Source organism: Vibrio sp. Y58_MX_L22 (assembly GCF_024181865.1).
Lineage (GTDB): Bacteria > Pseudomonadota > Gammaproteobacteria > Enterobacterales > Vibrionaceae > Vibrio > Vibrio alginolyticus.
The window spans coordinates 576,939-602,810 of the sequence record NZ_JAMZAN010000001.1 but is presented as its reverse complement, the minus strand read 5'-3'; the positions used below and the strand labels follow the sequence as shown (position 1 = coordinate 602,810).

Genomic DNA, 25,872 nt, shown 5'->3' with positions numbered 1-25,872 from the left:
CGTGATTAGACGCCTTTTACTAGGAATGTTTGTACTGTTTAGCAGTATGACAAATGTGGCGAATGCCGCATTAGAGTTGGTCATTACCGATGGTATTGATTCAGCACGACCAATTGCTGTTGTTCCGTTTAAGTGGGAGGGCACACAAGCGCTTCCAACGGATGTTTCTGCTGTTATCGCCTCGGATTTACAACGTAGTGGTAAATTCAGCCCAGTTCCAACGAGCAAAATGCCACAAACACCGTTCAGTGAATCAGAAGTTAATTTTGATGCTTGGACCAATTTAGGTGTGGATGCGCTATTGACTGGTTCAATCAAGCAAAACGACCAAGGTGACTACGTTATCAACTATCAACTTGTTGATATTGTGCGTGGTCAGTTAACAGGTGGGAAGAGTAAGGCGCTTGGTAGTGACGGTGAATTAGTCCTGTCAAAAGATCATGTGCTGTTCAATAAAGTAGCCACTGTTCAAGGGCCTCGTATGCGTGAGTACGCTCACCGTATCTCTGATTTGGTGTATGAGCAGTTAACTGGCGACCGTGGCGCTTTCATGACTCGTATCGCATATGTGGTAGTGAACGATAAAGACCGTTTCCCTTACCAACTTCGAGTCGCTGATTACGATGGCTACAATGAGCGTCTGGTTTTACGCTCTAAACAACCATTAATGTCACCAGCGTGGTCCCCCGATGGTAAAAAGCTTGCATATGTTAGCTTCCAAAATGGCCAAGCAGAAATCTTCATCATGAACATCTACACCGGTGAACGTGAGAAAATTACTTCATACCCACGTCACAATGGTGCGCCAAGATTTTCGCCAGATGGCAATAAGTTAGCGATTGTTCTTTCTAAAACAGGCTCGCTTCATGTTTATACGTTTGACCTTAACACTCGTAAGCTGACGCAAATTACGCGTGGCAGATCAAATAATACGGAACCGTTCTGGCATCCGGATGGAAAATCGTTGATTTTCACATCGGATAGGGGTGGTAAACCACAGATTTATCAAGTAAATTTGGGCAGCGGTTCTATTGACCGTTTGACTTGGCAAGGCAGCCAAAATTTGGGTGGTCAAATTACTCCTGATGGGCGATTCCTAGTTATGGTGAACCGCAGCAACGCAGGATTTAATTTGGCGAAACAAGATTTGGAAACTGGTGCTCTTCAAGTCTTAACTAAGACCTTGCTTGATGAGTCTCCTAGTATTGCCCCAAACGGTGGCATGGTTGTGTATAGCTCGATTTACAACAAGAAAAACGTACTATCGATGGTGTCAATTGATGGTCGATTCAAAGCTAGATTACCGGCAACAAATGGGCGTGTTCGAGCGCCTGCATGGTCACCGTTTTTGTAGTAATAAGTTTGATTAATAAAGGAAAATAAGATGCAACTGAACAAGGTTCTAAAAGGGCTACTAATCGCGCTTCCTGTAATGGCTGTTACAGCGTGTAGTTCAAGCGACGACGCTGCTTCTAACACTGGTGCAGCAACAAACAACAATGGCGCAGTGGAAACAACAGTAGCTACGCCAATTGATCAAAGCGGTCAGTTGACAGAGCAAGAGCTAAAAGAGCAAGCGCTACGTGAAACTCAAACAATCTACTTTGCTTTTGACAACTCAACAATTGCAGCAGATTACGAAGAGATGCTAGCGGCTCACGCTTCTTACCTAAGCAAGAACCCAGCACTTAACGTAACTATCGAAGGTCACGCTGATGAGCGTGGTACTCCTGAGTACAACATCGCTCTAGGTGAGCGTCGTGCACAAGCAGTAGCGAACTACCTACAAGCACTAGGTGTTCAAGCTGACCAAATCTCAATCGTTAGCTACGGTGAAGAGAAGCCACTTCTTCTAGGTCAATCAGATGAAGTTTACGCTAAAAACCGTCGCGCGGTTCTAGTATACTAATTCGAGGTAATCCTCATGTTCAGTAACACTAAGCGCGCTGTTGCGCTTACGTTACTGGCAAGTGCAGCGAACTTTGCGTTCGCTGCACCAGCTCCAGTATCCGATCTCAACAGCACATCATCCGTCTCTAAGAGCCGTTCATCTGAAACGGAAGTAGAGCGTCTAGAGCGCTTGCTACAAAACCGCAATCGCGTTCAGCTCCAAATGCAACAGCAAATTGACCAAATGTCACAAGAGATCAGTGAATTACGTGGTCAATTAGAGCGAAATAGCTACGAAATGAAGCAAATGTTGCAACGTCAACGAGAGTTGTTTGTCGAGCTGGATCGTGTTCGTGGAGAGATAAAATCCGCGCCTGCGCAAGAAGCGAAACCGGCTAAAACAGGTGGTCAGTACACACCAAATGTTGATGAGCAAACGGCATACCAAAATGCAGTCGACCTCATCCTCAAGAAACGTGACTACACTGGCGCAATTGCAGCGTTCCAGCAGTTCCAGAAAGATTATCCTGATTCTACATATTCAGCGAATTCTCACTACTGGCTAGGTCAGTTGTACTTCGCTAAAAAGCAGGATGAGGATGCAGTGAAAAGTTTTGCCGCTGTTGTGTCTTATAAAGACTCCAATAAGCGAGCCGATGCGTTGCTTAAGTTAGGCGAAATCGCTGAGCGTAATAACAATGCAGCTCAAGCGAAAAAGTACTACCAACAAGTGGTTGATGAATACCCAGGTAGTGCATCTGCAAAACTTGCCAGCTCTAAGCTGTAAGACGTTATGTTTTGAAAAGGAAGCTTCGGCTTCCTTTTTCTTTTCCATTTTCTGTTGGTGCAGAACGGCTAAGTCGATAGCAATGATGCAGAGCCTCTGACCTTATGTTGCACCGAATTTCGCTACTCGGAAATGCTACCTGTAACAAAGATATACGGCTAGACCGCTAGAAATCCCCGCGACAAGTTGGTTTTTGAAAATTAACGAGGTTACAATACTCGGATTAAAGGAAGTTGCGTAGAGCAAGAGCAATGAGCCATATATTAGATAAAATCGACACTGTTTACCCATTCCCACCGAAACCAGTTCCATTAAGCGAAGAAGAAAAAGCATCTTACATTGAGCGTATTAAAAAGTTACTCAAAGAAAAAGATGCGGTACTTATCGCGCACTACTATACCGACCCTGAGATTCAAGCCCTAGCTGAAGACACTGGCGGGTTTGTTGGTGACTCGTTGGAAATGGCGAAGTTTGGTAATCGTCACCCTGCAAGTACATTGATTATTGGTGGTGTTCGCTTTATGGGCGAGTCGGCCAAAATTCTGACACCAGAAAAGCGCATTCTAATGCCAACGTTGGAAGCGGAATGTTCGCTTGACCTTGGCTGTCCTGCGGATAAGTTCAGCGAGTTTTGTGATGCTCACCCTGATCATACGGTTGTAGTTTACGCAAATACTTCAGCAGCGGTTAAAGCCCGTGCCGACTGGGTCGTTACATCGAGCATTGCGCTTGAAATCGTGGAACACTTAGACGCTGAAGATAAGCCAATTATTTGGGGACCAGACCGTCACCTAGGATCGTACATCGCTAACAAAACTGGCGCAGATATGCTGCTTTGGCAGGGTGAGTGTGTGGTTCATGATGAGTTCTCTGCTGATGCGCTACGAAAAATGAAGAGCGTGTATCCAGATGCGGCTATTTTGGTTCACCCTGAGTCACCAGCAAGCGTCGTAGAACTTGCCGATGCCGTTGGATCAACGAGTCAGCTGATCAAAGCAGCGAAAGAGCTTCCTCACAAACAAATGATCGTTGCGACAGACAAAGGCATTTTCTTTAAAATGCAGCAACTTGTGCCAGAGAAAGAACTTATCGAAGCGCCAACCGCAGGTGCAGGCGCAACATGTCGCAGCTGTGCACACTGTCCTTGGATGGCAATGAACGGTTTGAAAGCAATTGAGAAAGCGCTTAGTGAAGGTGGTGAAGAGCACGAGATTTTTGTTAACGAAGAACTGCGTGTTAAATCCCTTATCCCGCTTAACCGCATGCTAGATTTTGCTGAGCAGCTAAATATGCAAGTGAAAGGTAATGCTTAAAAAGTCGGCGTAACTGAAAATAAATCTCAAAAACCAGCCGAATATGGCTGGTTTTTTTGTGTCTTACTATCAATGAGTTACTATTGATGCAATCAATGAATATCGAGGTCATAAATTTATGGCGGTGTGGTTAGTAGTTAAAAAGTGGCTTAGTTCCCACCTTTTTAAATTGAGCAACCGAAGCCTTCTCATCTTTAGTGGCTTATATGTGAGCCTTTCATGGTGGCTGCTGGTTCTCGCTGGTGAAACAGCATTAACAGACAGTTTCGCTAACTTTATCTATTACCTCATGGTTACGGCGAGTACGGTGGGTTATGGCGACCATTCTCCAGTAACAGATTTGGGTAAATGGGTTGTCGTACTATTTGTAATCCCCGGCGGTTTGAGCTTATTCGCCGCATTATTGGGGCGTGTCGCTGGAGCAGCGATGGACTATTGGCGAGCGGGTATTTTAGGAAAACGGAGAGTAAGAGTGGAAAACCATATTGTATTGTTGGGCTGGAATGGATCGAGAACGATGCACCTTATTCGCATGTTACAACATGAAGAAGAGGGAAAGCGTCCGATTGTTTTATGCAGCCGTTCAGAAATAGAGAACCCGTTACCTGGCGAAATCAGTTTTATCAAAGTGACCAGTTATACCGATTCGCAAGAAATGAAAAACGCCAATATTGCCGAAGCCGCTTGCATTATTGTGGATAATCTCTCGGACGACATTACCTTGTCAGCCGCTCTATACTGCGCATCTGTAAACCCTTCCGCTCATTTGGTCGCTTACTTTAAAGATGAAGCGCTAGGCCGACTTCTAAGTCAGCATTGCCCGAAAGCGGAATGCATACCTGCTGTTGGCGCAGAAATGTTGGCAAAAGCGGCGGTTGACCCGGGCTCAAGTGCGCTTCATCAGGAGCTTTTGGCTTCAACACGAGGTATGACGCAATACTCAGTTATTTATCCTGAGGGGCAGTCTGCCACCACTATTGAGAATCTCTTCGTTTTTCTCAAAAGACGCCATCATGCCACGCTGATTGCTTTTGATATTGGCGATGGTATTCAACTCAACCCAGATTTAGATGCTGAAGTACCCGCGAGTACCAAGCTGTTTTACATTGCAGATGAACGTATTGAAGATTTTGCCTGGAAAGAAATGAACAAGGAACAATAATGCACATGATTGCTGGCCTGTTAGCAGGCTTCCCAAACTTTTTACTCTATTTCTCTGTTTCTATTATTTTTGTATTGGCGTTTAAGTTCATCTACGTCAAGTTGACGCCATACGATGAGTGGCATCTGATCAAAGAAAAACAAAATACAGCAGCAGCGATTGCGCTAAGTGGGGCCTTCCTTGGTTACTGTCTCGCGATTTCGGGGGCGGCAAAAAACTCAGTCAATATCGTCGATTTTATGGTATGGGGCGTTGTTGCAATGCTTGCTCAAATTATTGCATTTGCAATTGTACGCTTTATTTTACTTCCGAAAGTGGCAGAGCGTATCGAAAAAGATGAACTGCCAGCCGGTATTGTATTAGCAGCAGTTTCTGTTTCGGTTGGCGTATTGAATGCCGCGTGCATGACCTACTAGGAGGAACGATGAAGCGGAGTTCTAACGTTAAACGTTCTTCCATGGACAAAAGCTTAAAGCTTGGGAAAATTCTTCCCTTTGCTGCCTTTGGTGGTATTTTCTTCTTTGCTACGTACGAGTCAAAAACAGAAGGGTACATTTTTTCTAATGCTGATGAGTGTAAATCTAACTCGCCTGAGTTTAGTGAACAGTGTGACATTGCATACCAAGAAGCTTTAGCTCGTGCCGAACAAAATGCCCCTCGCTACCGCAGCGAGTTCGAATGCGAGAATGATTTCTACGAGGATGATTGTTACTACAGTTCCAGTTCCCGAGCTTATGTACCTAACTTTGGCGGTTTTTTTTACAGTCGCTCATTAAGCGGGTTGAAAGGTTATAACAAGAGCTATTACTCAGAGCCGATGTACCGTTATAAATCCAAATTCTATAATGGAGCAGGACAATTCTTTGGCTCCTACCGAAATCAGCCGACCAAAGTTGCGACGAATAGCCTTAATAAACGTGGCGGCGGCACCATTGGCAGGGCGATGTCTCGAGGCGGGTTTGGTAAAGCGGTGTCGGTCAGTCGAGGCGGTTAAAAAGCACTATGTTTCGACGAGAAATACAAGAGCGCGAAAACTGGCGTGAATTAGCACGCCAGTTTGGTTTTGGTTTCCATACCATGTATGACCAACCGTATTGGGATGAGAGTGCTTACTATCAATTCACGCTGGAGCAAATTGAGCGCGATATAGAAGCGCCCACTGAAGAGCTGCATCAGATGTGCCTGGCTATTGTGGATGAAGTCGTTCGGAGTGAGCGGTTGCTGACGCAATGTGCGATCCCTGAATCTATGTGGGAGCAGGTCGCTTCTTCATGGAGACGAAGCGAACCTTCGCTTTATTCGCGGCTGGATTTCGCGTACAACGGGACCTCGCCAGCAAAATTACTGGAAAACAATGCGGATACGCCAACCAGCTTGTTTGAAACTGGCTTTTGGCAGTGGGTGTGGCTAGAAGATGTTGTAAATAAAGGTCGAGTTCACCAGAGCGCGGATCAATTCAATATTCTTCAAGACTTTTTGATCGAGCGCTTTGCTGAAATAGCAAAATACCAACCAGGACAAACACTTCACTTTAGCTGCTGCAAGTACACTGAAGAAGATAAAGGGACTGTCCAGTATTTAGAGGATTGCGCGCGAGAGGCAGGGTTAGCAACGGCATTCGTGCATGTCGAAGATATTGGAGTGACGGAAGATGGTCTGTTTGTGGATGCTGACGACAGAGCGATTCGTTGGATGTTTAAGCTTTACCCTTGGGAGTTTATGTTTGAAGAGGAATATGCGAAGTACTTAGCGACTGCGAACGTAAACTGGTTAGAACCGATGTGGAAGTCGATTCTATCCAATAAAGCACTTTTACCGTTATTGTGGGAGCGCTTTCCTAACCACCCGAACCTTTTGCCCGCTTATTTTGCTAACAATTCAAAAGCGAACACTATGAGAGATTATGTCATCAAGCCACTATTTTCTCGAGAGGGCGCGAACATCGAGATCGTCATCGATGGAAAACGTTTTGTTAAAACGTCAGGGCCTTATGAATCTAAATTTAATATCGTCCAGCAATACCATCCACTACCTAAGTTTGGGCAAAACCATACGTTAATTGGCAGTTGGTTGGTCAATGATAGAGCTGCCGGTATTTCGATTAGGGAAGACAGTAGCTTAGTGACTCAAGATATGGCGCGGTATATTCCACATGTAATTTTAACATGATCAAAAAAGCTCTCCATTTGGAGAGCTTTTTGTCTATTCAGCCGTTCAATCTTGATGGTCGACAGCGTTGCGTCTATTGTTCTTCAGCTAATGCAACACCGCGCTGGGTAAGACCACATAACATCACTGGCATTGCATTGAAGATTTCCTCAAACTGCTCTAAGCCTTCCATACCTTGTTCGGCCAATGTTTCAATGGTCGTTTCTGGGTCGTAAAGCATAGTAAGAGAAAGTAAAACACCACCGAGTAGGGCATTATCTTCGCTATCCTCAGGCATCAACGTTTCCCAGTCATCACGCGCAAGTTGCCAGCCTTGTAATACACCTTCACAGAAATCGCGAGCCTGACTTGTTACAATGTCTTGCTCATCTAGCGCGCACCCTGCAGGCCACTGCCAAGTGCCTTCTAGGAGAGCGGGACGAGTTTGGTTCCACATTTGTACAATCTCGTCAATGTACTGCTCTAGTTGTTCACCGTCAGTAAATGGCGCTGTTTCTTCTCCACCCCATAAGAATGGCAACCACTCTTGAGGCATTAATACGTTTGGCGCTGCAGCCATCGCTGTTACAAAGCCTTGAGTTTTTGCCAGGTTTAGTAGTTTACCGTCAAGTTCTGGGAGAGAAAGGATGTCTTGTAGTTTCAAAATAGAATACCATTTGTTAATGGGCTGGTTGATTGCGCTCATCTTACCAATCAATTAGTGATAAATCGATATTAGGGAATGATTCACACATCTATGGAAATTCGCTCATCACTTAGAAAAAAAAGCATTCTCGCCCTAACACTTTACCTGTGCTTCTTTATCGCCACTATCGGTTCTGTCGCCTATTTGGTTGTTGAGCCACCGGTTAGACAAAAGCTAGAGCAAAACCTAGAGTTACGTACCCAACTCCTGGCTCTTGAGATCAAAGAGCCCCTCCTCAGTTCTACAGGTGTATTGAGCAGCTTAGTAGGGCTAGCCCAAGGGACTGAAAATATTCAATCTCTCAACACAATAATTCCACATATTCTTCAATTGAGTGACAAGATGCTTGTTAGTGGTGGCGTATGGCCTAAACCCGAACTCAAAGCAGAACAATGGAGATATAGAAGTCTATTCTTCAATAAAAACAGTGATAGTGGTATTGACCAAATTCACTCCTACAATAACCCCGAATCTGGCGGTTATGATAATGAACCCTGGTATGTCGCTGCCGCCAATGCTCCGGTAGGTTCTGTTAGTTGGTCTACGGTTTACATCGATACCTTTACTCAGGTCCAGATGATTACCGCGTCTTCTCCGTACTACCAAAACGGTCGATTCGCTGGAGTTGTAACGGTAGACCTATCACTTGATGCACTTTTTCAGTTTATTCGAGAGCACACGAACCAGCATTCTTTGGGGGTAGTGGTTCGCGATGCTGACTCAAACGTGATTATTGAACACAACTTTCAACTGACGGACGAAATTTATGTCAGCGAGCTTGATTTCGGAGAGTTCGATTGGCGCATGGAAGTTGTCAACGCAAAAGCTAAAGTCGCCGATCAAGTGTTTGAACAAGTGATGAGCGTTGAGGGGAGGATCATTCCATTTTTGCTCTTGTGTGTCTTGGTCGGTTACTACTTACTGAATCGCTATATTGTTGAACCAATTGTTCGCATTGCCGCTAAGATTGATGACTCGAAAACTGGTGGGATCATAGATATTGACTACGATAGCGATGACGAAATCGGACAGCTTATCGAGAAGTTCAATGAAAAGACGATCTATTTAGAGCAGGAGAGAATAAAAGCTCAGGCTTCGACAAACGCTAAAACGGCATTCTTAGCCACATTGTCCCACGAGATTCGCACACCAATGAACGGTGTACTAGGAACTGCCCAGATACTGTTAAAAACACCACTTACCGATGAGCAGCGTAAGCACCTGAGAACACTTTATGATTCAGGTGATCACATGATGACATTACTCAATGAGATTTTAGATTACTCAAAAATTGAACAAGGGCATGTTGAGTTTGAAAATAAGCCTTTCCCAATTGAGTCGATTATCGGCAGTATCAAGAGTGTTTATCAAACGCTATGTGCAGAAAAAGGTCTTCGCTTTAGAGTAGTCTCGCATTTACCAACGGGTCGTTGGTACAACAATGACAAAGCCCGTTTGCGTCAAGTACTGTTCAATCTACTCAATAACGCTGTTAAGTTCACCGATCGTGGCATCGTAGAGGTAGAGCTAGCCGAGAAATCGAGTAAGGCTGGCACCAAGCTGATACTAAAGGTAAAAGATACAGGGATTGGTATTTCAAAAGAGGCACAAAAACGCATTTTTCGTCCTTTTGAGCAAGCAGAGTCATCAACGACTAGACGGTTTGGTGGTACAGGGCTTGGTTTAGCAATAGTCAAAGAAATCGCGGAACATATGGGTGGGCAAGTGGTTGTAGAGAGTCAGGAGGACGCTGGAACGACTTTTACTGTCGAAATTGCCCTTACACCTTGCAAGCCGGGTAAAGTAGAGTCAATCAATACACATAAATTGAACTGTAAAGGGTTGAAAGCACTCATTGTTGAAGACAACCGAACAAATGCGATCATTATGGAAACTTTCCTCCGAGCCAAGGGCTTTGAGTGCACAAGTGTCGAAAATGGTCAGCTTGCAGTCGATGAGGTTGCGATCAAACCATTTGATTTGATACTGATGGATAATCATATGCCTGTTCTAGATGGCGTTGGGGCCATATCAGCCATTCGAGCAATGAGTTCACCTGCTAAGTCGGTACTGATTTTTGGCTGTACAGCGGATGTGTTCAAAGAAACACAAGAGCGTATGATTAATGTAGGAGCAGACCACATAATAGCGAAACCAATAGTGGAGTCTGAATTAAATGATGCACTGTATCTTCATGCGACACAGTTATATCAGTACCAATCGGACTTTGATGGAAATGCAGCAGATAGCTTTAATGCTGAAAAGTGGTTACTCAACTTCTATGTCGCTCTAGATAATGGACATCTTAATGAAGCACTTGAGGCTATTTCAGCGATCATTGCGGAGGCTCCCCTTGAACTCAGTGGCGACGTTTCTTCAGTCGCCGAACGGATAAGAAGTAACTTAAAGCGTCAGCAATCCCCAGACCAAGATGATATCGATACATTAACGATTTTGCTGGCCTCACCATAATTTAATCAATATGGCGCAACTGTGAATTGTTCTTACTATTCATACGTCATCCAGCTTCGTGACAAACTCTTCTAACCCGCAATGAACAGGCTTGCAGTTTTACTTTTACGAGTAAAACAGCAAGACCTTCTACTGTGATTATATCGGTAATACTCTGAATTTTCGCAGCTTGGTAGCATAAGCTATAGGAGTGACTGTTTTCGGTCCGAGTTTTGTTCTAACTTTACGTCAAAATAATTATCGTAACCCCTTTTTATGTAAGTGAAATCCGTGTTTTTGTACCATTTTTACGTGATTTTAGGCGTTTTTACTCGCCATTGGTGAAAAAAACTACTTTTACTTTAAAAGTTGGTTATAAATTTACAACTTAATTTTAAATACAGAGCCATAAGCTAGTTTTTGTGTGTTCTAATTGCATCATTAACTGGCTTGATGTCTTTTTGGTGGTTAATAGTTTTATTATTTTCATTAATTGCAGTGTTTGATTTTAAGGGTTTTGTAAATGAAGTCTCGTGGACCATTTTGTATTCGTCACGCCGCAGCGGATACCTTTGCTATGGTTGTTTTTTGCTTTATCACAGGGATGATTGTCGAGATTTTGATTTCAGGGATGACATTTGAGCAATCTCTAGCATCGCGTACGCTATCGATTCCAGTGAATATCGCCATTGCTTGGCCGTATGGGGTTTTTCGTGATTGGGTGCTGCATCAAGGTAGTAAGGTGTCACCGTCTTCCTTTATGAAGAATATCTCTGATCTGGTCGCTTATGTACTATTTCAATCTCCAGTTTATGCGGGTATCTTATTCGCAGTTGGCGCATCTACAGATCAAATTGTGACCGCAGTAGCAAGTAACGCTGTTATTTCTTGTGGCATGGGTGTGTTGTATGGGTACTTCTTGGACATGTGCCGCCGTTGGTTCCGTGTTCCCGGTTATTCTCAAAGCATCTAAATGCCCCAGTTTTGCTCAATTTAGTTACTTAGTGAGCAATCGATTCGAAAAGGGCGCTTTTTTTTATGTTTAGCCTTGACCATCAGGCACATAATCATTAAATTAGCGCCTCGTTAGCCAATGATGCTAACCAAAATTTGATTCGGTGAGTTGTCCGAGTGGCTGAAGGAGCACGCCTGGAAAGTGTGTATACGGCAACGTATCGAGAGTTCGAATCTCTCACTCACCGCCACATTCTAAAAGGTCTGATTTATCAGGCCTTTTTTCATATTTGCACTAAAGTAATGCGTCATTGAAAGTACACAAGAGTGCTCAAGGTGCAAGCGCCATTCTATCTACAAGCCAACTATTCACATCTCACCTCGATACAACGCCAAAATTGAAGATGCTATACAGAGGCAGCCATAATCTGATTGGTGCGAGTTAGCCTATCCGCTTTAATCTAGAATTGAGCAGCCATATCACATGAGGTATGAATACGGCCACAAGAATGAACGTAGTGCTACTAGATGCTAAGCAAAACAGCCTTAAACACGAATACAACAGCAATCATACCAAAGAGATCTGTGTTTGGATTGAGGTCATCTGGGTTAAATTTTTCAATGCTTTGCGTCGTTTTGCATCTTATCTTCATGTTCTTGTCCTTATTTCATGTACTATTTCAACAGCAACATAACATGCAATTGAGTGTTCACAAGTCATAAAAAGCATAAGTATACTTGCACCTCATTGAGCGCAAAAAATACTCAAAACGTTTTAAAGTGATGGTCTACCTTTTGTAACATCAAATATTCTTTCTGTTTTTGTGCCTGTATCGCTATAGTTGAGAAACGGTTATCTCGTTCTAGTTAGGAGCAAACTACTGGCTGCCGCTACATTCTCTCAGCGTTCCCACTCAGTCGCTTTGGGTAGATACTTTAGTCGTGAGTACTGCAAAAAAAACGCCGCATGAGCAGCGGCGCTTTGTTGAGGAATTCCCTTCCTACTTGTAGCTAAGTTCTGTCGCTTTGCCTTTGAAGATCCGGTATACCACAAAGGTGTAAAGCAATATCACCGGCATAACAATCATTACACCGTAGCCCACGATTATTAATGTCGCAGGTGAGGAGGCCGCTTGTTGTGCGGTCATCAACCCCGGCACAACTTCTGGGAAGAAGCTGTACGCAAGACCTAGAAAGCTCAACGCGAAAATGACGGTGACACCAAAGAAAGGCCAGCGCACACCCAGATCATTCACCATTGGAACCTGACGCAAATAGCGATCAACTAGGAAGATGGTTGCCAATACAATTAACGGAACTGGGGCAAGCAACAAGATTTCTGGGAAGCTGAACCAACGCAAGGCAACTTGTTGATTTACAATTGGGTTTACAACACTCACTACCAAGATACCCAGAGCCGCTAACCAACCAGCACGGCGAGACCAACGCGCCGAACGTATTTGCAAATCACCTTCCGTTTTCAGTACCAACCATGCGCCACCGATATAAACGTACGCCGCTGTTACACAAAGTGCGCTTAACCATGCAAAGCCAAATGCTTCGGTTGATTGTTCAAATCCCATGATGTAACGACCCACCATGTAACCCTGAGTTAGTGCGGTGATTAGCGAGCCAATTCTGAAGCACCAATCCCAATGAGGTTTATGATCCGAGTTGGCTTTGGCTCGGAAATCGAACGCCACGCCACGCATTATCAGTGCGATAAGCATGATGGCGGTCGGCATATAGAGCTCCGTTAAAATCAAACTGTGAGCGGTAGGAAAGGCAATCAACAAAATACCAACGGCTAACACCAACCACGTTTCGTTCGCGTCCCAGAAAGGGCCGATAGAGGCTATCATTCGGTCACGTTGCGCTTCATTATCACTTGGCAACAGGATACCGACGCCAAGGTCGTAGCCGTCGAGCACGGCATACATAAAGACCGAGAAGCCAAGCAGCAGAAGATAAATTTCTGGTAGATAGTTGAGCATGATTAGGCCTCTTGTTGTGTCAGTGGGACTTCATGGGCTGCAACGTCTTTGCGCGCCAAATAGAATAGGGTATGGATGTACGCAACCAGCAATGCAGCATAAATGGCTAAGTACATAATGAGCGAAGTCATCACGCTACTGCTCGCAACCGTGGTGACGGCTTCGGATGTTCGCAATACACCGCTGACCAACCAAGGTTGTCGACCAATCTCAGTAACATACCAACCCGCCAGTGTGGCTATCCAACCAGAGAACGTCATGGCTAATACTGTGTATAGGTAAGGTTTAGGTAGCGCTTTTTTGCGTGCTAGCTTCACCGCGCCATACCAGCTAACCAGCAGCATAAGAACACCCACACCAACCATCACGCGGAAACCAAAGAACAAGGGCTTCACTGGCGGGTGGTCAGGCGCAAACTCGTTAAGTCCCTGGATTTCCCCGTCTAAGTCATGCGTAAGAATCAAACTCGCCAACTTAGGGATGCCCACTTCAAAATCATTGCTGAGAGTTTCTTCATTTGGCATCGCAAATAGTAGAAGAGGTGCGCCTTGCTCGGTCTCCCACACACCTTCCATCGCTGCAATTTTTGCAGGTTGATGTTCAAGCGTGTTTAACCCGTGAAGGTCTCCGACAAAGATTTGAATCGGGATGAATCCAGCCGCCGCGAACAACGCGACTTTTAAGCCAAGTTTGGCTGAGCGGTGATCTGGCTTTTTCATTATTTGATAAGCCGAGATACCTGCAATCAAGAAGCTGGCAGTCAGCGCCGATGCTAATAGCGTGTGTAGAAGACGGTACGGTAAAGAAGGATTGAAAATGACTTCTTTCCAACTGGTCACATGAACAATGCCGTCAATCACTTCATAGCCACTTGGTGTGTGCATCCAGCTGTTAAGCACCAGAATCCAAAATGCGGACATACTTGTCCCTACAGCAACCAGAACGGTGGCGAGAGTATGAACCCACTCCGGTACTCGTCCTCGTCCAAAAAGCATCACGCCAAGGAAGGTGGCTTCCATAAAGAAGGCGGTCATCACTTCGTACCCGAGCAATGGTCCAGCTACGTTTCCGACTCGTTCCATAAAGCCTGGCCAGTTGGTACCAAACTGGAAGCTCATCGTAATGCCGGATACCACGCCTAAGGCGAAAGTAAGAGCGAATATCTTGACCCAAAAGTAATAAACATCGAGCCATACGGGGGCTTGTGTGCGGTTGTATCGCCACTTGAAAAACACCAACATCCATGCCAACGCGATGGTGATGGTCGGGAAGAGAATGTGAAAGCTGATATTGGCCGCGAACTGGATCCGCGACAGCATGAGGGTATCTAACATCTTGGTTCCTCAAAAACGTGCCATACTAAAAATCGTGTCTATCTGTAATTTAGTTACGAAAAGTCGGGCAGTTTGGATTCATGTATCGAGAAATACAGGTGATTCTGTTTTCTTCTAACCATGATTTATATCAACTAAGGGAAAGAAAGGAGTGTAGGAAATTGTCTCAAAATGCCACTAATAGTCGCGAGAAGTGAGTAAAAGAAAGCAAATGTAACTGAAGGGGCATGGATTAAGATTAGTTCGAATTATCCTTATGATGGTTTCGATAATCCTGAAATAAAATTACAAAAACAATATTTTTAGTAAGGAAAATTGCCTTGCCTTCACTTTGAACCTCCATACTATTTATACACTAGTCATGTCGAGATCATCTCAAACACAGCAAACTTACTGGCAGTTAAGGTGGGAAACTTTAGCTAATTGATAAACTTAAAATTGCACTGCTAATGACATGTGCATCATAAGTTCGTTAGCACTCGACCAGAAGTGCGATAGGCTACATTTTTATACTAGCGAACGATTTGGCGCTAGGTAATTCGGCTTTCACTAGATCAACAAGTCGACTGCGGACCATTTTCGATTCCTGATGAGTTTCAATCCAAACTGACACTTACTTTTCAGCAAGTGTGCTAGTGTCTTTCTTGTTATTTATTAAATAATTAATAAATGCCGATCTGGTAAAGAGAGTTGTGGACAGCTATCTCGAGCAGTAGACTGGCGTTAGCCAGAGAGTCTGACTTTGAGGGGGGCATTCTACATGAACTTTGGATTCTGCCACCGCAAAGCTGATATTGAATTTGATGGAGATGGATAATGAACGACAGTTGGGCTAATTTCTTTCCTTACTTTGCTGGAGCTTTTAAGCTTATTGTATTAGGGATAGGAGCCTACTTAGCCATTAAATGGCATTTTGACGAAGAGCGAAGGGTAAGAGAAGCGGAAGGTGTGGTGTTTGATAACCCAAATCTCATGAAAAAGTTTGCGAAGACGCTAACTCTGTCATTCCTTTTGTGTCTTCTCGTTCTTCTTGTTATATATGCTACCAACTGGTTCCTGTACTGACAGCGTTATTGTTTGTTGTAGTAAAGTTGAATGCTGCCACCTCTGAGAGTCGAGCCGTAGTTGAAGTTAACGCCTATGCCGAAATTGTCCAACCAATCAAAGGGCTTTGGTGCATAAAATAGCCATCCTATAGAAGCTTCGTAGTAATGCGGACTTCCAAGTTCGTCGCTTAAATCATGCGAAAGGTCGACTCTTTTAATCCCAGTAAATAAAGCTTGCTCACCGTGATAAATATTGTAGTAACCGGTGATTTCATTAGATAGGTACCAACCTTTAGGGTTGCCTATATTGCCGTTATTTGCGCTTCCCCAGCTGTGCCCAATGAATGAATTCAATGTCGAACTGGCATGCCATTTCCCCCAACTTGTGGGAGACGTGTATTTGGCTTTAATGGATGGTTGAACTATTGCCGCCCATGCTGAAACGTTAACGGCACGGCCGTCTAGGATTCTTCCAATGATGGATGAAAGTTTATTATCGGTAGAGAATGAGTTTTTATAACGCATAAGGTGAGTCGTCGTTCTGGTGCTAAGGGTGACGTTTTCACTTGCTTTGTATAGATACCCATAACCAATCGATGCACCGTATGTCCTTTCCTTGAGAAGATCCTTACTTGTGCCGAATAGTTTGAGATCATTCTCTGTTTGTATCGTAAATGCCTTAAACGACAGCTCATGTAAGTCCTCGCTGCCCTCTATATTAAAGTTAGTCGTGTAAGGGAGAACATATACGGATTTGCTTCGACGTTCATTGATTGACTCGTCAGTCCCGAACTCTGGGTTGGCGGTATCAAATAATGCATTCGGATCAAAGTCGCCAATACCAAACGCAATTGCGTCAGTGTCGGACAGCAAAACCGCGATAGAAAAACGTTGTTGGAGAAGGTTGCTAATTTCCTTATCTAGTGAATCCGCTTGAGCTGTGTTAGGAAGAGAGAGTAGGAGAGCGAGCGAAACGACTCGCCACTCCACTGAGGCGAAGTTGGGTTGGAACATTTTGGCTCTTTCAAATGGTTCATGCATGGAGTTTTTGGACGTACCGGTACGCTAACATTAGTTTAATCGTTGAATGGTCGGTGTAACTTTGAGAAATCTATGTTTTCTCATATTGATATGAAAAAGTTCCTTAAACGAGTTTAGCTTCAATGTGTATGCTGCACCAGATTTGTTTAGCAACATCATTCTTTTCTGAAGATGTAGCAAAACTTTGTGACTAGGTTGCATTATTTTCTTGAATGCGTCTCTTGAGAGGAAAATAGCAAACTTTTTTATTGCCTTGGCGCTCAAGAAAATCTGAATCGTTCACTGTGCTACAGGTTACTTCGAAAACTTGTAAGCACCCTGTCTGCCAACATCACGACTAACATCATCAAGGATTACCCTTAAATACGTCAGATAAACAATGGTTTTTTTGAGCTTTAGAAGAAATGTTCGGACCTTTGCATATTACGCGGTCGTGCTCAATCCAAAAACTGTGTTTTGTATGTGTTCTCAGTAAATCATTGAGTCGATCTATTCTTCAAAATGTGGTCCCTTTTAATTCACTTTCTGTTACATATTTTTCGTTTTGAAAGAGCATTTTAATTTGCATCTTTTGAAAAGATCTCTTTGTTAAATTTTGTATAAAATCAACTAATTGTTGAAATTAGAACCCTTGTCAAAAAGTCATTAGATTTCATGTTGAATAGCCTCTTTTACCTAATAGTATACTCTATTTGTTTGATATAATTTCCGGCAGTTTGTATACCATAAATAAAGAGAGTCTATTCATGTTCCAGAACTTAACGATCAAGCAGAAGATAGTGATTCCGCTGTCATTGATTATTGGATTGTTTATTGTGAGCTCTGTATTAAACGTTATGACAAGTTGGAAGCAATCTGAATTGAGTGAGACACTCAACGAACAGATCGTGCCGAACTTATTAACGATTGAGGATGCTTACCGCGATCTTTACCAAGCTACATCTGCAATCCAAGGTGTTGCTCTTTCTGATACTCAAACCGATATTGATCACCACATCGGTGAATACAAAGACAACGCATACAAAGCGCTGCCGCGTATGGAACAAATGATTGAGCTATCGCAAGCCGGTGTGACGCCTTCTACACATGGTAATGAAGTTCGAACGCTTGTCTCTTTGGGTGAAAAATGGTTAGCAAGTTATGAGGCGATGCTACGTTTACCTCAATCTCAATGGCGTGGTTACTACAATGAGCACAAACATACCTTTGAAGACCAATTTATCGAGGTTAGAGCGCAGCTTAACGTTGTAAAAGATGCAATAGAAGAAAAGCAAAGCCAATTGAAGGACGAAATATCAGCGGCTGCAACAAGAGCAGAACTCATTCTTGAAGCGGGCATTGTGATTGTTATTCTGGCCGCTATTGCGATGGCGTTTTTGTTGTTGCAAACGGTTGTGAAGCCTATCAATGATATTAAAAATGCGATGACAGAAATTGCGTCCGGTGAAGGTGATCTAAGTCAGCGAATCGATGTAAAAACACAAGACGAAATTGGCAATTTAGCAGACGCATTTAACCAGTTTGTGTCCAAAATTCAAATGACAGTCGCTCAGGTAATTGAAAGCTCAAATACCTTACGTAACGAAATGGCAAATCTTAGCTCGTTGACCACGACCATCGCGAATTCGACCGTTTCTCAGCAAAAAGATAGCGAGGCGGTAGCGGCGGCAGTGCATGAAATGCAAGTCACCAGCAGAAATGTAAGCGATAGCGCTAACGAAGCTGCGGTTGCGAGCCAAACAGCGAATGATGAACTTACCAATACCAATGTTATTTTGGATCAAACGGTTAGCTCAATTCGTAGCCTCGCAAGTGAAATCGAAAGCGCAAGCCACGTCATTAACACATTGGATCATGATGTGAGTAACATTGCGTCCGTACTGGATGTAATTCGTGGTATTGCCGAGCAAACAAACTTATTAGCGCTTAACGCAGCCATTGAAGCGGCTCGCGCTGGAGAGCAAGGGCGAGGCTTTGCTGTGGTAGCGGACGAGGTTCGTTCTTTAGCCAGTCGTACGCAACAGAGTACGGGAGAAATCCAAACCATGATTGAAAAGCTACAATCTGGTGCAGGACAAGCTGTAGAAGTGATGCGCGGTAGCCAAAATAGCAGTGATGAAACGATCAAGTCCGCTGGCCGAGCGAGTGAATCCCTTTCTGAAATCTTGAACGCGATTTCACGTATGAACGAGATGAATACACACATTGCAACGGCTGCGAGCCAGCAAAGTACAGTAAGTGACGAAGTAAATAGCAACGTACAAGGCATTGCAGACAGTAGCACTTCAATTGTGGAAATCGTAAACCAAGCGCAAGCTTCTTTAGCCATGTTGTCAGAGCAAACTCAACGTTTAGATCATCAGGTCAGTCAGTTCAAAGTATAAGCTTGAGAACAGCAATCTCACTGACGAAATAACCCGCTTCTTAGCGGGTTATTTTTTAGATAAGTGGCGAACCTGACTTGTGAAATTTCGACTATATTTACATTCCTTTCTCACTTTAGTTCGTATACCAGAGTGGGCAAATAACCCTAGACAGCGGTAACAAACTCTGTACAGCGTGATGATGCTTTTATCATCACTTTTGCTGCTTTTTAACCATTGCAATTGCACACAGGAAAATGTGATTTCCAACTCAAAATCTTCAAATTTGAGAACTTCATAACACCTTTACCATAAACGTTTTTCGTAAGCGTATAGAACTGTAAATTTTGTTGTATGTACAACACTGGGTATTTATCATCCTAATTAATTTGTTCTGGATATACATCCATTAGTCATTATTAAGTCATTCTAGAAGCTTTTAATAAGGAATCTTGAAGGCTTGTCGGTAGATAAGAGAGAAAAATTCATGAGACGTAAAACCACGCTATCTCTGCTGATTGCGTCGAGCCTTTTTGTGGTTGGATGTCAACCTAGCGAAGAAGGATCGAGCCAAGGTGGGGGGCCTGCGCCCGTAACCGAAGTAGAAGTGTTAACAGTGCAGCCAACGCGCCAAGCATTGACAGTAGAGTTGCCGGGTCGTAGCAGAGCATTCAAAGAAGCAGAAGTTCGTCCGCAAGTCACTGGCATTATTTCGGAGCGAAATTTTGTTGAAGGTGGCCTTGTTGAACAAGGACAGTCGCTATATCAAATTGATGATTCATCATTTCAGGCGGATTTGCTGAGCGCTGAAGCGGAATTAATCCGTGCGCAAGCTGCGGCAGAGTCGACCTATGCCACGGTGAAGCGTTACAGAACCTTGATCACCAAAAAATCCATCAGCCAACAAGACTTGGATGAAGCAGAAGCGGCATACAAAGAAGCGAAAGCGCAGGTCCTAGTCGCAAAAGCCAAGATCAACACAGCAAAAATCAATTTAGATTATACGCAAGTCAAAGCTCCGATTAGCGGGGTGATCGGTAAATCGAGTGTGACAGCGGGTGCGTTGGTTACGGCTAACCAAGCTGCCAAATTAGCGACCATTCAGCAGCTTGACCCTATCAATGTTGATATTGTGCAATCATCCGCGCAACTGCTGCGTTTGAAAGCATCACTCTCCCAAGGCCATATGCAAGAAGATGATTCTGCGCAAGTTACATTGATGCTTGAAGATGGCAGCACTTACGAACACAAAGGCACAATGAAATTTACTGAGGTCAATGTGAACGAAAGTACGGGCAGCGTGACGCTTCGTGCCGAATTCCCAAACCCTGACGGTTTGTTGCTACCTGGAATGTTTGTTCGTGCGACGGTCATTACTGGTGTCGACCCTGATGCGATTCTAATACCACAAAATACGGTATCTCGTGATGCGACAGGTAAAGCGACAGTGATGACGGTTAATGGCGAGAACAAAGTGGAAGCGAAACCAGTGAAGACAGCTGAAGCGATCAATAGCCAATGGCGCATTATTGATGGTTTGAACGCGGGTGATAAAGTCATTACCGCCGGTTTACAAAAGGTAGGGCCAGGTAGTTCGGTAACTATCCAAAACGGTGAACAGGAGTAATCATGGCACGATTTTTTATCGATCGTCCGGTATTTGCTTGGGTTCTCGCGATTCTAACGATGTTGGCGGGGGTAATGTCATTATTCAATTTACCCGTCTCGCAATACCCAACGATTTCACCGACGACGATCACCATCAGTGCTCGTTATCCAGGTGCATCAGCAAAAACCGTTGAAGACTCGGTAACGCAGGTTATCGAGCAAAATATGACGGGATTAGATTACCTTCGCTACCTATCATCGAGCAGTGATGCATTTGGTAATGCGACAATTACCCTGACGTTTGATAGCGAAGCTGATCCTGATATCGCGCAAGTACAGGTGCAGAACAAACTGCAATTGGCATTGACTTCATTGCCGATGGAGGTACAAAACCAAGGTATTGTCGTCAATAAATCTAATACGGCATTTCTCATGGTCGTCGCAGTTTATTCTGAAGATCCTGACTTTACAGAAAACGATATCGGCGACTTTGTTGTAACGAATATTCAAGACCCGATAAGTCGTGTTACTGGTGTAGGACAAGTGCAGGCGTTTGGTGCGCAGTATGCAATGCGAGTTTGGCTGGATCCTTTTAAGCTTACGCAGTTCAACTTGACCGCGATCGACGTAGCAAATGCAATCAGTGAACAGAACGCACAAGTTTCTTCAGGTCAACTTGGTGCGGCACCTGCGCAGGAGGGTCAGTTGTTGAATGCTACGATTTCTTCTGCAAGTCGTTTGAGCAGTGTAGAAGAGTTCCAAGACATCATTCTTAAGTCTGACGCCAGTGGTTCGAATGTTTATTTGAAAGATGTAGCTCGCGTTGAGCGTGGTGCAGAAAGTTATGATATTCGAGGCCAATATAATGGCTTCCCAGCATCGGGGTTAGGTATTTCATTAGGTACTGGCGCAAACGCGCTTGAGACCGCCAATGCGGTAAAAGAGCGCTTAGAACAACTGAGTGCAACGTTCCCAGAAGGGTTGCAGATTGCTTACCCATTTGAAACAACGCCATTCGTCAAAGCCTCGATTCAAGAAGTGGTTAAAACGCTATTAGAAGCTATTCTTCTTGTGTTCTTAATCATGTACCTGTTCTTGCAGAACTTCCGTGCGACGATCATTCCAACGATCGCAGTGCCTGTCGTATTGCTCGGAACCTTCGCTATTTTGTACGCGACTGGATTTAGCGTAAACACGTTAACCATGTTCGCGATGGTTCTGGCTATCGGTTTGCTGGTGGATGACGCCATCGTTGTGGTGGAAAACGTCGAGCGTGTGATGCATGAAGATGGTTTAGAGCCCAAAGAAGCGACCAAAAAATCGATGGGGCAGATCACTGGTGCCCTGATTGGTGTGGGGTTGACGCTTTCAGCGGTATTCGTCCCTATGGCGTTTATGTCTGGTTCTACCGGGGTTATTTACCGTCAGTTCTCGATAACTATTGTGGCGGCTATGACGCTTTCCGTTTTGGTTGCGATAATTCTGACTCCAGCATTGTGTGCTACGTTGCTGAAAAAAGGCGATGCTGAGCTTCTAGAGAAAAAAGGCTTCTTTGGCTGGTTTAACCGCAAGTTTGATGCGATGACAGCAGGCTATGAAACCGGCGTTGCCAAACTTCTAAAACGCACAGGTCGCATGTTGGTTGTATTTTTGGCAATGAGTGCAGGTGCTGGCTGGTTATTTATGAACCTTCCAACGTCATTTTTGCCAGATGAAGACCAAGGCACAGTATTCTCAATGGCTATTTTGCCGCCTAACTCAACACAAGAACAGACGGAAAAAACACTTGAGAAAATGCGTGACTTTTACCTAGTAGACGAAAAAGACAATGTAAAGTCAGTCTTCTCCGTTGCTGGATTTAGTTTCGCAGGCCAAGGCCAAAACATGGGGATGGCATTTATCGGTCTGAAAGATTGGTCTGAGCGTGAAGCGCCTGGCGCCGATGCCGCTTCCATTACGGGCCGAGCGATGGGGTACTTCTCTACTATTAAAGAAGCTTTGGTGTTTGCGTTCGCCCCTCCAGCGATTCAAGAGCTAGGTAACTCGACAGGTTTCGATTTCTATCTCCAAGACTCGTTGAATAAAGGGCACGATGCATTAGTTGCGGCTCAAGGGCAACTTCTGGGCATGGCAGCACAAAACCCGAAACTTGTCGGTGTTCGTCCAAACGGTCAGGCAGATGCGCCAATGTACAAAGTTAACATTGACCACGTCAAACTTCGTGCTTTGGATGTCAGTATCAATGACGTAAACCAAATTCTGTCAGCTGCATGGGGCGGGGCTTACATTAACGATTATATTGATCGCGGTCGTGTGAAGAAAGTGATGGTGCAAAGTGATGCGGAATACCGCATGCAGCCAAAAGACTTCGATTCATGGTACGTACGCAACGCTAAGGGAGAGATGGTGCCTTTCTCTGCTTTTGCGAGTGGCGAGTGGACCTATGGGTCTCCTCTTTTGCAGCGCTTTGATGGTTTGCCAGCAATGAATATTCAAGGCGGTGCAGCTCCTGGTGTAAGTACTGGTGAAGCCATGGAAGAAATTGAAGCAATGGTAGAAAAGCTACCGGAAGGCTTCACGGTGAACTGGAATGGTATTTCGTATGAAGAGCGCCTTTCCGGAAACCAAGCGCCGATGCTATATGCGCTATCTATCCTCGTCGTATTCTTAGTTCTTGCCGCTTTGTATGAAAGTTGGTCAGTACCTTTCGCCGTGGTGTTAGTTGTTCCTCTTGGTGTGCTTGGTGCTGTGCTTGCGGTAATGACGCGCAGTATGGATAACGATGTGTTCTTCCAGGTGAGCTTATTAACGACGGTCGGCTTGGCAACCAAAAACGCCATTCTGATTGTTGAGTTTGCAAAGGACTACTATGAGAAAGGCGCTGGGCTTATCGAAGCAACCCTGCATGCCGTTCGTGTTCGTCTGCGCCCAATTATCATGACATCGCTTGCTTTTGGTTTGGGTGTGGTACCACTTGCTATCAGTTCAGGTGTGGGATCGGCAGGTCAAAACGCAGTAGGTACCGGCGTACTTGGTGGCATGATCAGTGCCACGATATTGGGTATATTCTTCGTCCCAATCTTCTTTGTAGTGGTTGAGCGATTGTTTGATCGACGTGCGAGAAAAGAGTCGGAGGCAGAGTTGTCTGAGACCAGCACTAAACCCAGTCAGCAAAGCGAGTAGGACTTGGTTGTTTTAACTGAGTTATACTAGTGATAATTAACACGATTAAAGGGCGCTTCGGCGCTCTTTATTTTATGTTTTCACTTGGTGGTTACCGTCTATGACGCGAGCCTGAAAGACGGCGTGTTGTGTGCAGTATCAGCACAGCCTTTTCGACCGAATGAAAGCCTAAAGAAGAAAAACGACGATGAAAGATCAGAAAATTTCCCCAATTTCCGTTTTGGATCAAAGCCCTATGTTTGTCTGCGGTGTGATGCAGCGCATGTACCGCAATCGTGCCCAAGCCGAGCTCTCTCGGCAAAATTTGATGACACTAGAAATGGCAAGTGCACTGGCCGCTTTAGAAGAATTTCAACCTATGAGCCAGCAAGCGTTGGCTGATGCGGTTCGAACTGAGCGAAGTGTAGCAAAGCGGATGGTGGACAATCTGGAAAAGAGAGGGTTTGTTCAAGTTTCTAAAAGTAAATCGAATCAGCGCCTTAAAATGCTAAGCATGACAAAAGAGGGAGCAAATGCTTTAAAGCAAGTTCATCAAATCATGACGAATTTACAGAAAGAGTTTTTTTCTTGTTTGTCGGAATCTGAAGCGAGTGAATTTTTTCGTCTGGTAAGAAAGCTCACTTTTGCGAATCACGACCAGTAACTGACATCAATGCCGTTTAGCGTCTTTATTTTATCGCGGACCAATTATATTAAGTTGTAGAACTTAAGAAATAGGATGCCCAACGTACAGGTCACGGTAGAAAGCACCGTAGTGAGTGCGATGATATTTGCAGCTAACGTGGCATTGCCTCCCATGGAACGCGCCATGACATAGCTGGCAGCAGCGACTGGAGAGGCGTTCATAAAGAAAAGAATACCGAGCTCAATTCCTCGAAATCCTACTAAGTAAGCTCCCATGGTGATGATGACTGGCGCTACGATGAGCTTGTAACTGCTCGCAAACCAAGATGGACCTTTCTCTTTTCTCATCAAGCTAAAGTCAAGTGAGCCACCCGTACACAACAGCGCCAAAGGCAATGTCATTTTGGACAAGTAGTCTCCTGCGTCAATAACCACATTCGGTACTGGAATAGCGAGTAAATAAAAAGCCATTCCTAGAACAATGGAGATTATGAGCGGATTCCTAGTCAGTGTTCGGCCCATCATCTTTGCTGCTTGCGAGGCAGACGTTGCCCCCTTGGGCGATAAGCAAATTACCGCTTGGACGTTATAAATAAATGTGGTGACCGCGACATAGAGCGCTGCTAGCGCCACACCTTGAGAACCATACGCATTGGCAACGTAAGCGATACCAATAATACCTGTATTTGCTCGGAACCCACCTTGGATGAGAACGCCTTGGTCAGGCGATGCTTTGAACAGAAGTTTGACGGAAAGGTAGGTGAAAATGAAAAACGAAATACTAGCGATGACGCCGAAATTGACGAATCCACTTGCCGCGGAAAAGTCGTGTTCTGAAGCCACAATGCTGACAAATAACATTGCAGGCAAGGTAACTTGAAACACCAGTTTAGAGCCTACTTCGATAAAATTATCGTTGATTAGACCAAAGCGCTTAAAAAGAACGCCAAGTACCAACATCAAACAGATAGGTCCGGTTATCGACAAAGAGAATTGCAACTGATGTAAAACAGCTTCCATGTAAGTATCCGCAGCAAAAGAAAAAAGTGTTCCTGTTGCCTATTAAGCCACAAACCCGGAGGGTAGGACAGTAACGTGATGAAATTTTCTTCTGTTGTAGGTTCCGGAATCATTTACACTCCAAGTTATGGACGAGGTCCCAATTTAACAAAGCGGTACTGGTCCTACGTGCGATATGTTGGTTAACTCGTTGTCGTGATGCATCCACATGCGTATTAGATGTGAGGGCTGGTCATCGTAGTTATGGA

The 25,872-nt window shown here is 44.4% G+C and carries 21 protein-coding genes and 1 tRNA gene; 16 read left to right on the top strand and 6 right to left on the bottom strand.

Going from position 1 to position 25,872, the window contains the following annotated elements; translation table 11 throughout:
• Window position 1: 1 nt before the first annotated feature.
• From tolB to NL626_RS02525, 8 genes are all read left to right on the top strand, one after another.
• Window positions 2–1,354: a Tol-Pal system beta propeller repeat protein TolB gene (tolB, locus tag NL626_RS02560; RefSeq protein ID WP_005387925.1), complete on the top strand. Its 1,353-nt coding sequence runs from the start codon at window positions 2–4 to the stop codon at window positions 1,352–1,354.
• A 30-nt stretch (window positions 1,355–1,384) separates the two neighbouring features.
• A complete protein-coding gene (gene pal, locus NL626_RS02555) occupies window positions 1,385–1,909 on the top strand; it encodes a peptidoglycan-associated lipoprotein Pal (protein WP_005378293.1) in 525 nt (174 codons plus the stop codon).
• 15 nt (window positions 1,910–1,924) lie between these two features.
• The gene (gene ybgF, locus NL626_RS02550; RefSeq protein ID WP_005387926.1) at window positions 1,925–2,677 is read left to right on the top strand and encodes a tol-pal system protein YbgF; all 753 of its coding nucleotides are present in this window, start codon (window positions 1,925–1,927) and stop codon (window positions 2,675–2,677) included.
• A gap of 251 nt (window positions 2,678–2,928) precedes the next feature.
• A complete protein-coding gene (gene nadA, locus NL626_RS02545; protein ID WP_042522106.1) occupies window positions 2,929–3,990 on the top strand; it encodes a quinolinate synthase NadA in 1,062 nt (353 codons plus the stop codon).
• A 118-nt stretch (window positions 3,991–4,108) separates the two neighbouring features.
• Window positions 4,109–5,152: a potassium channel family protein gene (locus NL626_RS02540; protein ID WP_017635053.1), complete on the top strand. Its 1,044-nt coding sequence runs from the start codon at window positions 4,109–4,111 to the stop codon at window positions 5,150–5,152.
• A complete protein-coding gene (locus NL626_RS02535) occupies window positions 5,152–5,568 on the top strand; it encodes a DUF350 domain-containing protein (protein WP_005378281.1) in 417 nt (138 codons plus the stop codon). Before NL626_RS02540 ends, NL626_RS02535 begins: the two co-directional genes overlap by 1 nt.
• 8 nt (window positions 5,569–5,576) lie before the next feature.
• The gene (locus tag NL626_RS02530) at window positions 5,577–6,146 is read left to right on the top strand and encodes a DUF1190 domain-containing protein (RefSeq protein WP_253656962.1); all 570 of its coding nucleotides are present in this window, start codon (window positions 5,577–5,579) and stop codon (window positions 6,144–6,146) included.
• Between the two features lie 8 nt (window positions 6,147–6,154).
• The gene (locus NL626_RS02525) at window positions 6,155–7,321 is read left to right on the top strand and encodes a glutathionylspermidine synthase family protein (RefSeq protein ID WP_054575114.1); all 1,167 of its coding nucleotides are present in this window, start codon (window positions 6,155–6,157) and stop codon (window positions 7,319–7,321) included.
• A 73-nt stretch (window positions 7,322–7,394) separates the two neighbouring features.
• Here NL626_RS02525 and NL626_RS02520 read toward each other — a convergent pair whose 3' ends face one another.
• Window positions 7,395–8,006 (bottom strand): YecA family protein, encoded by a 612-nt coding sequence (locus tag NL626_RS02520; protein ID WP_005378278.1) that lies wholly within the window; start codon window positions 8,004–8,006, stop codon window positions 7,395–7,397.
• A 51-nt stretch (window positions 8,007–8,057) separates the two neighbouring features.
• Here NL626_RS02520 and NL626_RS02515 point away from each other — a divergent pair, with 51 nt between their 5' ends.
• The 3 genes from NL626_RS02515 to NL626_RS02505 all read left to right on the top strand — a co-directional run bounded on the left by NL626_RS02515 (window position 8,058) and on the right by NL626_RS02505 (window position 11,662).
• Complete coding sequence (locus NL626_RS02515; RefSeq protein ID WP_136976110.1) at window positions 8,058–10,478, top strand: hybrid sensor histidine kinase/response regulator; 2,421 nt, start codon at window positions 8,058–8,060, stop codon at window positions 10,476–10,478.
• 502 nt (window positions 10,479–10,980) lie between these two features.
• A complete protein-coding gene (locus NL626_RS02510; RefSeq protein WP_054575116.1) occupies window positions 10,981–11,430 on the top strand; it encodes an L-alanine exporter AlaE in 450 nt (149 codons plus the stop codon).
• Between the two features lie 144 nt (window positions 11,431–11,574).
• Window positions 11,575–11,662, top strand: a tRNA-Ser gene (locus tag NL626_RS02505).
• Between the two features lie 273 nt (window positions 11,663–11,935).
• Here the strand turns inward: NL626_RS02505 and NL626_RS22930 are convergent.
• From NL626_RS22930 to NL626_RS02495, 3 genes are all read right to left on the bottom strand, one after another.
• Window positions 11,936–12,064 carry a hypothetical protein gene (locus tag NL626_RS22930; protein ID WP_262589045.1) on the bottom strand — a complete coding sequence of 43 codons (129 nt, stop codon included), beginning with the start codon at window positions 12,062–12,064 and terminating at the stop codon, window positions 11,936–11,938.
• A gap of 348 nt (window positions 12,065–12,412) precedes the next feature.
• Complete coding sequence (locus tag NL626_RS02500) at window positions 12,413–13,405, bottom strand: cytochrome d ubiquinol oxidase subunit II (RefSeq protein WP_253656961.1); 993 nt, start codon at window positions 13,403–13,405, stop codon at window positions 12,413–12,415.
• 2 nt (window positions 13,406–13,407) lie between these two features.
• On the bottom strand, window positions 13,408–14,739 hold the full coding sequence (locus tag NL626_RS02495; protein WP_213876619.1) for a cytochrome ubiquinol oxidase subunit I: 1,332 nt from the start codon (window positions 14,737–14,739) through the stop codon (window positions 13,408–13,410).
• Window positions 14,740–15,555: 816 nt separating this feature from the next.
• Between NL626_RS02495 and NL626_RS02490 the strand changes: the two genes are divergently transcribed.
• Entirely contained in the window at window positions 15,556–15,804 is a 249-nt protein-coding gene (locus tag NL626_RS02490; RefSeq protein WP_253656960.1) for a hypothetical protein, read from the top strand.
• A gap of 5 nt (window positions 15,805–15,809) precedes the next feature.
• On the opposite strand, the gene NL626_RS02485 is transcribed toward NL626_RS02490, so the two are convergent.
• Window positions 15,810–16,799 (bottom strand): Solitary outer membrane autotransporter beta-barrel domain, encoded by a 990-nt coding sequence (locus NL626_RS02485; protein WP_253656959.1) that lies wholly within the window; start codon window positions 16,797–16,799, stop codon window positions 15,810–15,812.
• Between the two features lie 773 nt (window positions 16,800–17,572).
• On the opposite strand from NL626_RS02485, the gene NL626_RS02480 reads away from it, so the two are divergent.
• The 4 genes from NL626_RS02480 to NL626_RS02465 all read left to right on the top strand — a co-directional run bounded on the left by NL626_RS02480 (window position 17,573) and on the right by NL626_RS02465 (window position 24,623).
• Window positions 17,573–19,210 (top strand): methyl-accepting chemotaxis protein, encoded by a 1,638-nt coding sequence (locus NL626_RS02480; protein ID WP_186584348.1) that lies wholly within the window; start codon window positions 17,573–17,575, stop codon window positions 19,208–19,210.
• Between the two features lie 466 nt (window positions 19,211–19,676).
• Window positions 19,677–20,816 carry an efflux RND transporter periplasmic adaptor subunit gene (locus NL626_RS02475; RefSeq protein WP_017635040.1) on the top strand — a complete coding sequence of 380 codons (1,140 nt, stop codon included), beginning with the start codon at window positions 19,677–19,679 and terminating at the stop codon, window positions 20,814–20,816.
• 2 nt (window positions 20,817–20,818) lie between these two features.
• The gene (locus NL626_RS02470) at window positions 20,819–23,980 is read left to right on the top strand and encodes an efflux RND transporter permease subunit (protein ID WP_054577971.1); all 3,162 of its coding nucleotides are present in this window, start codon (window positions 20,819–20,821) and stop codon (window positions 23,978–23,980) included.
• Window positions 23,981–24,167: 187 nt separating this feature from the next.
• Window positions 24,168–24,623, top strand: coding sequence for a MarR family winged helix-turn-helix transcriptional regulator (locus NL626_RS02465; RefSeq protein WP_017635039.1), 456 nt, complete (start codon window positions 24,168–24,170; stop codon window positions 24,621–24,623).
• Window positions 24,624–24,667: 44 nt separating this feature from the next.
• Here NL626_RS02465 and NL626_RS02460 read toward each other — a convergent pair whose 3' ends face one another.
• Window positions 24,668–25,624 (bottom strand): AEC family transporter, encoded by a 957-nt coding sequence (locus NL626_RS02460; RefSeq protein ID WP_005388415.1) that lies wholly within the window; start codon window positions 25,622–25,624, stop codon window positions 24,668–24,670.
• Between the last annotated feature and the right edge of the window lie 248 nt (window positions 25,625–25,872).

What these genes read in the sequence shown, in the direction of transcription:
- ybgF (WP_005387926.1), top strand. Translation starts at nt 1,925, where the DNA reads ATGTTCAGTAACACTAAGCGCGCTGTTGCGCTTACGTTACTGGCAAGT.
- NL626_RS02460 (WP_005388415.1), bottom strand. Translation starts at nt 25,624, where the DNA reads ATGGAAGCTGTTTTACATCAGTTGCAATTCTCTTTGTCGATAACCGGA.
- NL626_RS02535 (WP_005378281.1), top strand. Translation starts at nt 5,152, where the DNA reads ATGCACATGATTGCTGGCCTGTTAGCAGGCTTCCCAAACTTTTTACTC.
- nadA (WP_042522106.1), top strand. Translation starts at nt 2,929, where the DNA reads ATGAGCCATATATTAGATAAAATCGACACTGTTTACCCATTCCCACCG.
- NL626_RS02480 (WP_186584348.1), top strand. Translation starts at nt 17,573, where the DNA reads ATGTTCCAGAACTTAACGATCAAGCAGAAGATAGTGATTCCGCTGTCA.
- NL626_RS02470 (WP_054577971.1), top strand. Translation starts at nt 20,819, where the DNA reads ATGGCACGATTTTTTATCGATCGTCCGGTATTTGCTTGGGTTCTCGCG.
- NL626_RS02530 (WP_253656962.1), top strand. Translation starts at nt 5,577, where the DNA reads ATGAAGCGGAGTTCTAACGTTAAACGTTCTTCCATGGACAAAAGCTTA.
- NL626_RS02465 (WP_017635039.1), top strand. Translation starts at nt 24,168, where the DNA reads ATGAAAGATCAGAAAATTTCCCCAATTTCCGTTTTGGATCAAAGCCCT.
- NL626_RS02520 (WP_005378278.1), bottom strand. Translation starts at nt 8,006, where the DNA reads ATGAGCGCAATCAACCAGCCCATTAACAAATGGTATTCTATTTTGAAA.
- NL626_RS02475 (WP_017635040.1), top strand. Translation starts at nt 19,677, where the DNA reads ATGAGACGTAAAACCACGCTATCTCTGCTGATTGCGTCGAGCCTTTTT.
- NL626_RS02515 (WP_136976110.1), top strand. Translation starts at nt 8,058, where the DNA reads ATGGAAATTCGCTCATCACTTAGAAAAAAAAGCATTCTCGCCCTAACA.
- NL626_RS02500 (WP_253656961.1), bottom strand. Translation starts at nt 13,405, where the DNA reads ATGCTCAACTATCTACCAGAAATTTATCTTCTGCTGCTTGGCTTCTCG.
- NL626_RS22930 (WP_262589045.1), bottom strand. Translation starts at nt 12,064, where the DNA reads ATGAAGATAAGATGCAAAACGACGCAAAGCATTGAAAAATTTAACCCA.
- NL626_RS02525 (WP_054575114.1), top strand. Translation starts at nt 6,155, where the DNA reads ATGTTTCGACGAGAAATACAAGAGCGCGAAAACTGGCGTGAATTAGCA.
- NL626_RS02490 (WP_253656960.1), top strand. Translation starts at nt 15,556, where the DNA reads ATGAACGACAGTTGGGCTAATTTCTTTCCTTACTTTGCTGGAGCTTTT.
- NL626_RS02495 (WP_213876619.1), bottom strand. Translation starts at nt 14,739, where the DNA reads ATGTTAGATACCCTCATGCTGTCGCGGATCCAGTTCGCGGCCAATATC.
- NL626_RS02510 (WP_054575116.1), top strand. Translation starts at nt 10,981, where the DNA reads ATGAAGTCTCGTGGACCATTTTGTATTCGTCACGCCGCAGCGGATACC.
- NL626_RS02540 (WP_017635053.1), top strand. Translation starts at nt 4,109, where the DNA reads ATGGCGGTGTGGTTAGTAGTTAAAAAGTGGCTTAGTTCCCACCTTTTT.
- NL626_RS02485 (WP_253656959.1), bottom strand. Translation starts at nt 16,799, where the DNA reads ATGTTCCAACCCAACTTCGCCTCAGTGGAGTGGCGAGTCGTTTCGCTC.
- pal (WP_005378293.1), top strand. Translation starts at nt 1,385, where the DNA reads ATGCAACTGAACAAGGTTCTAAAAGGGCTACTAATCGCGCTTCCTGTA.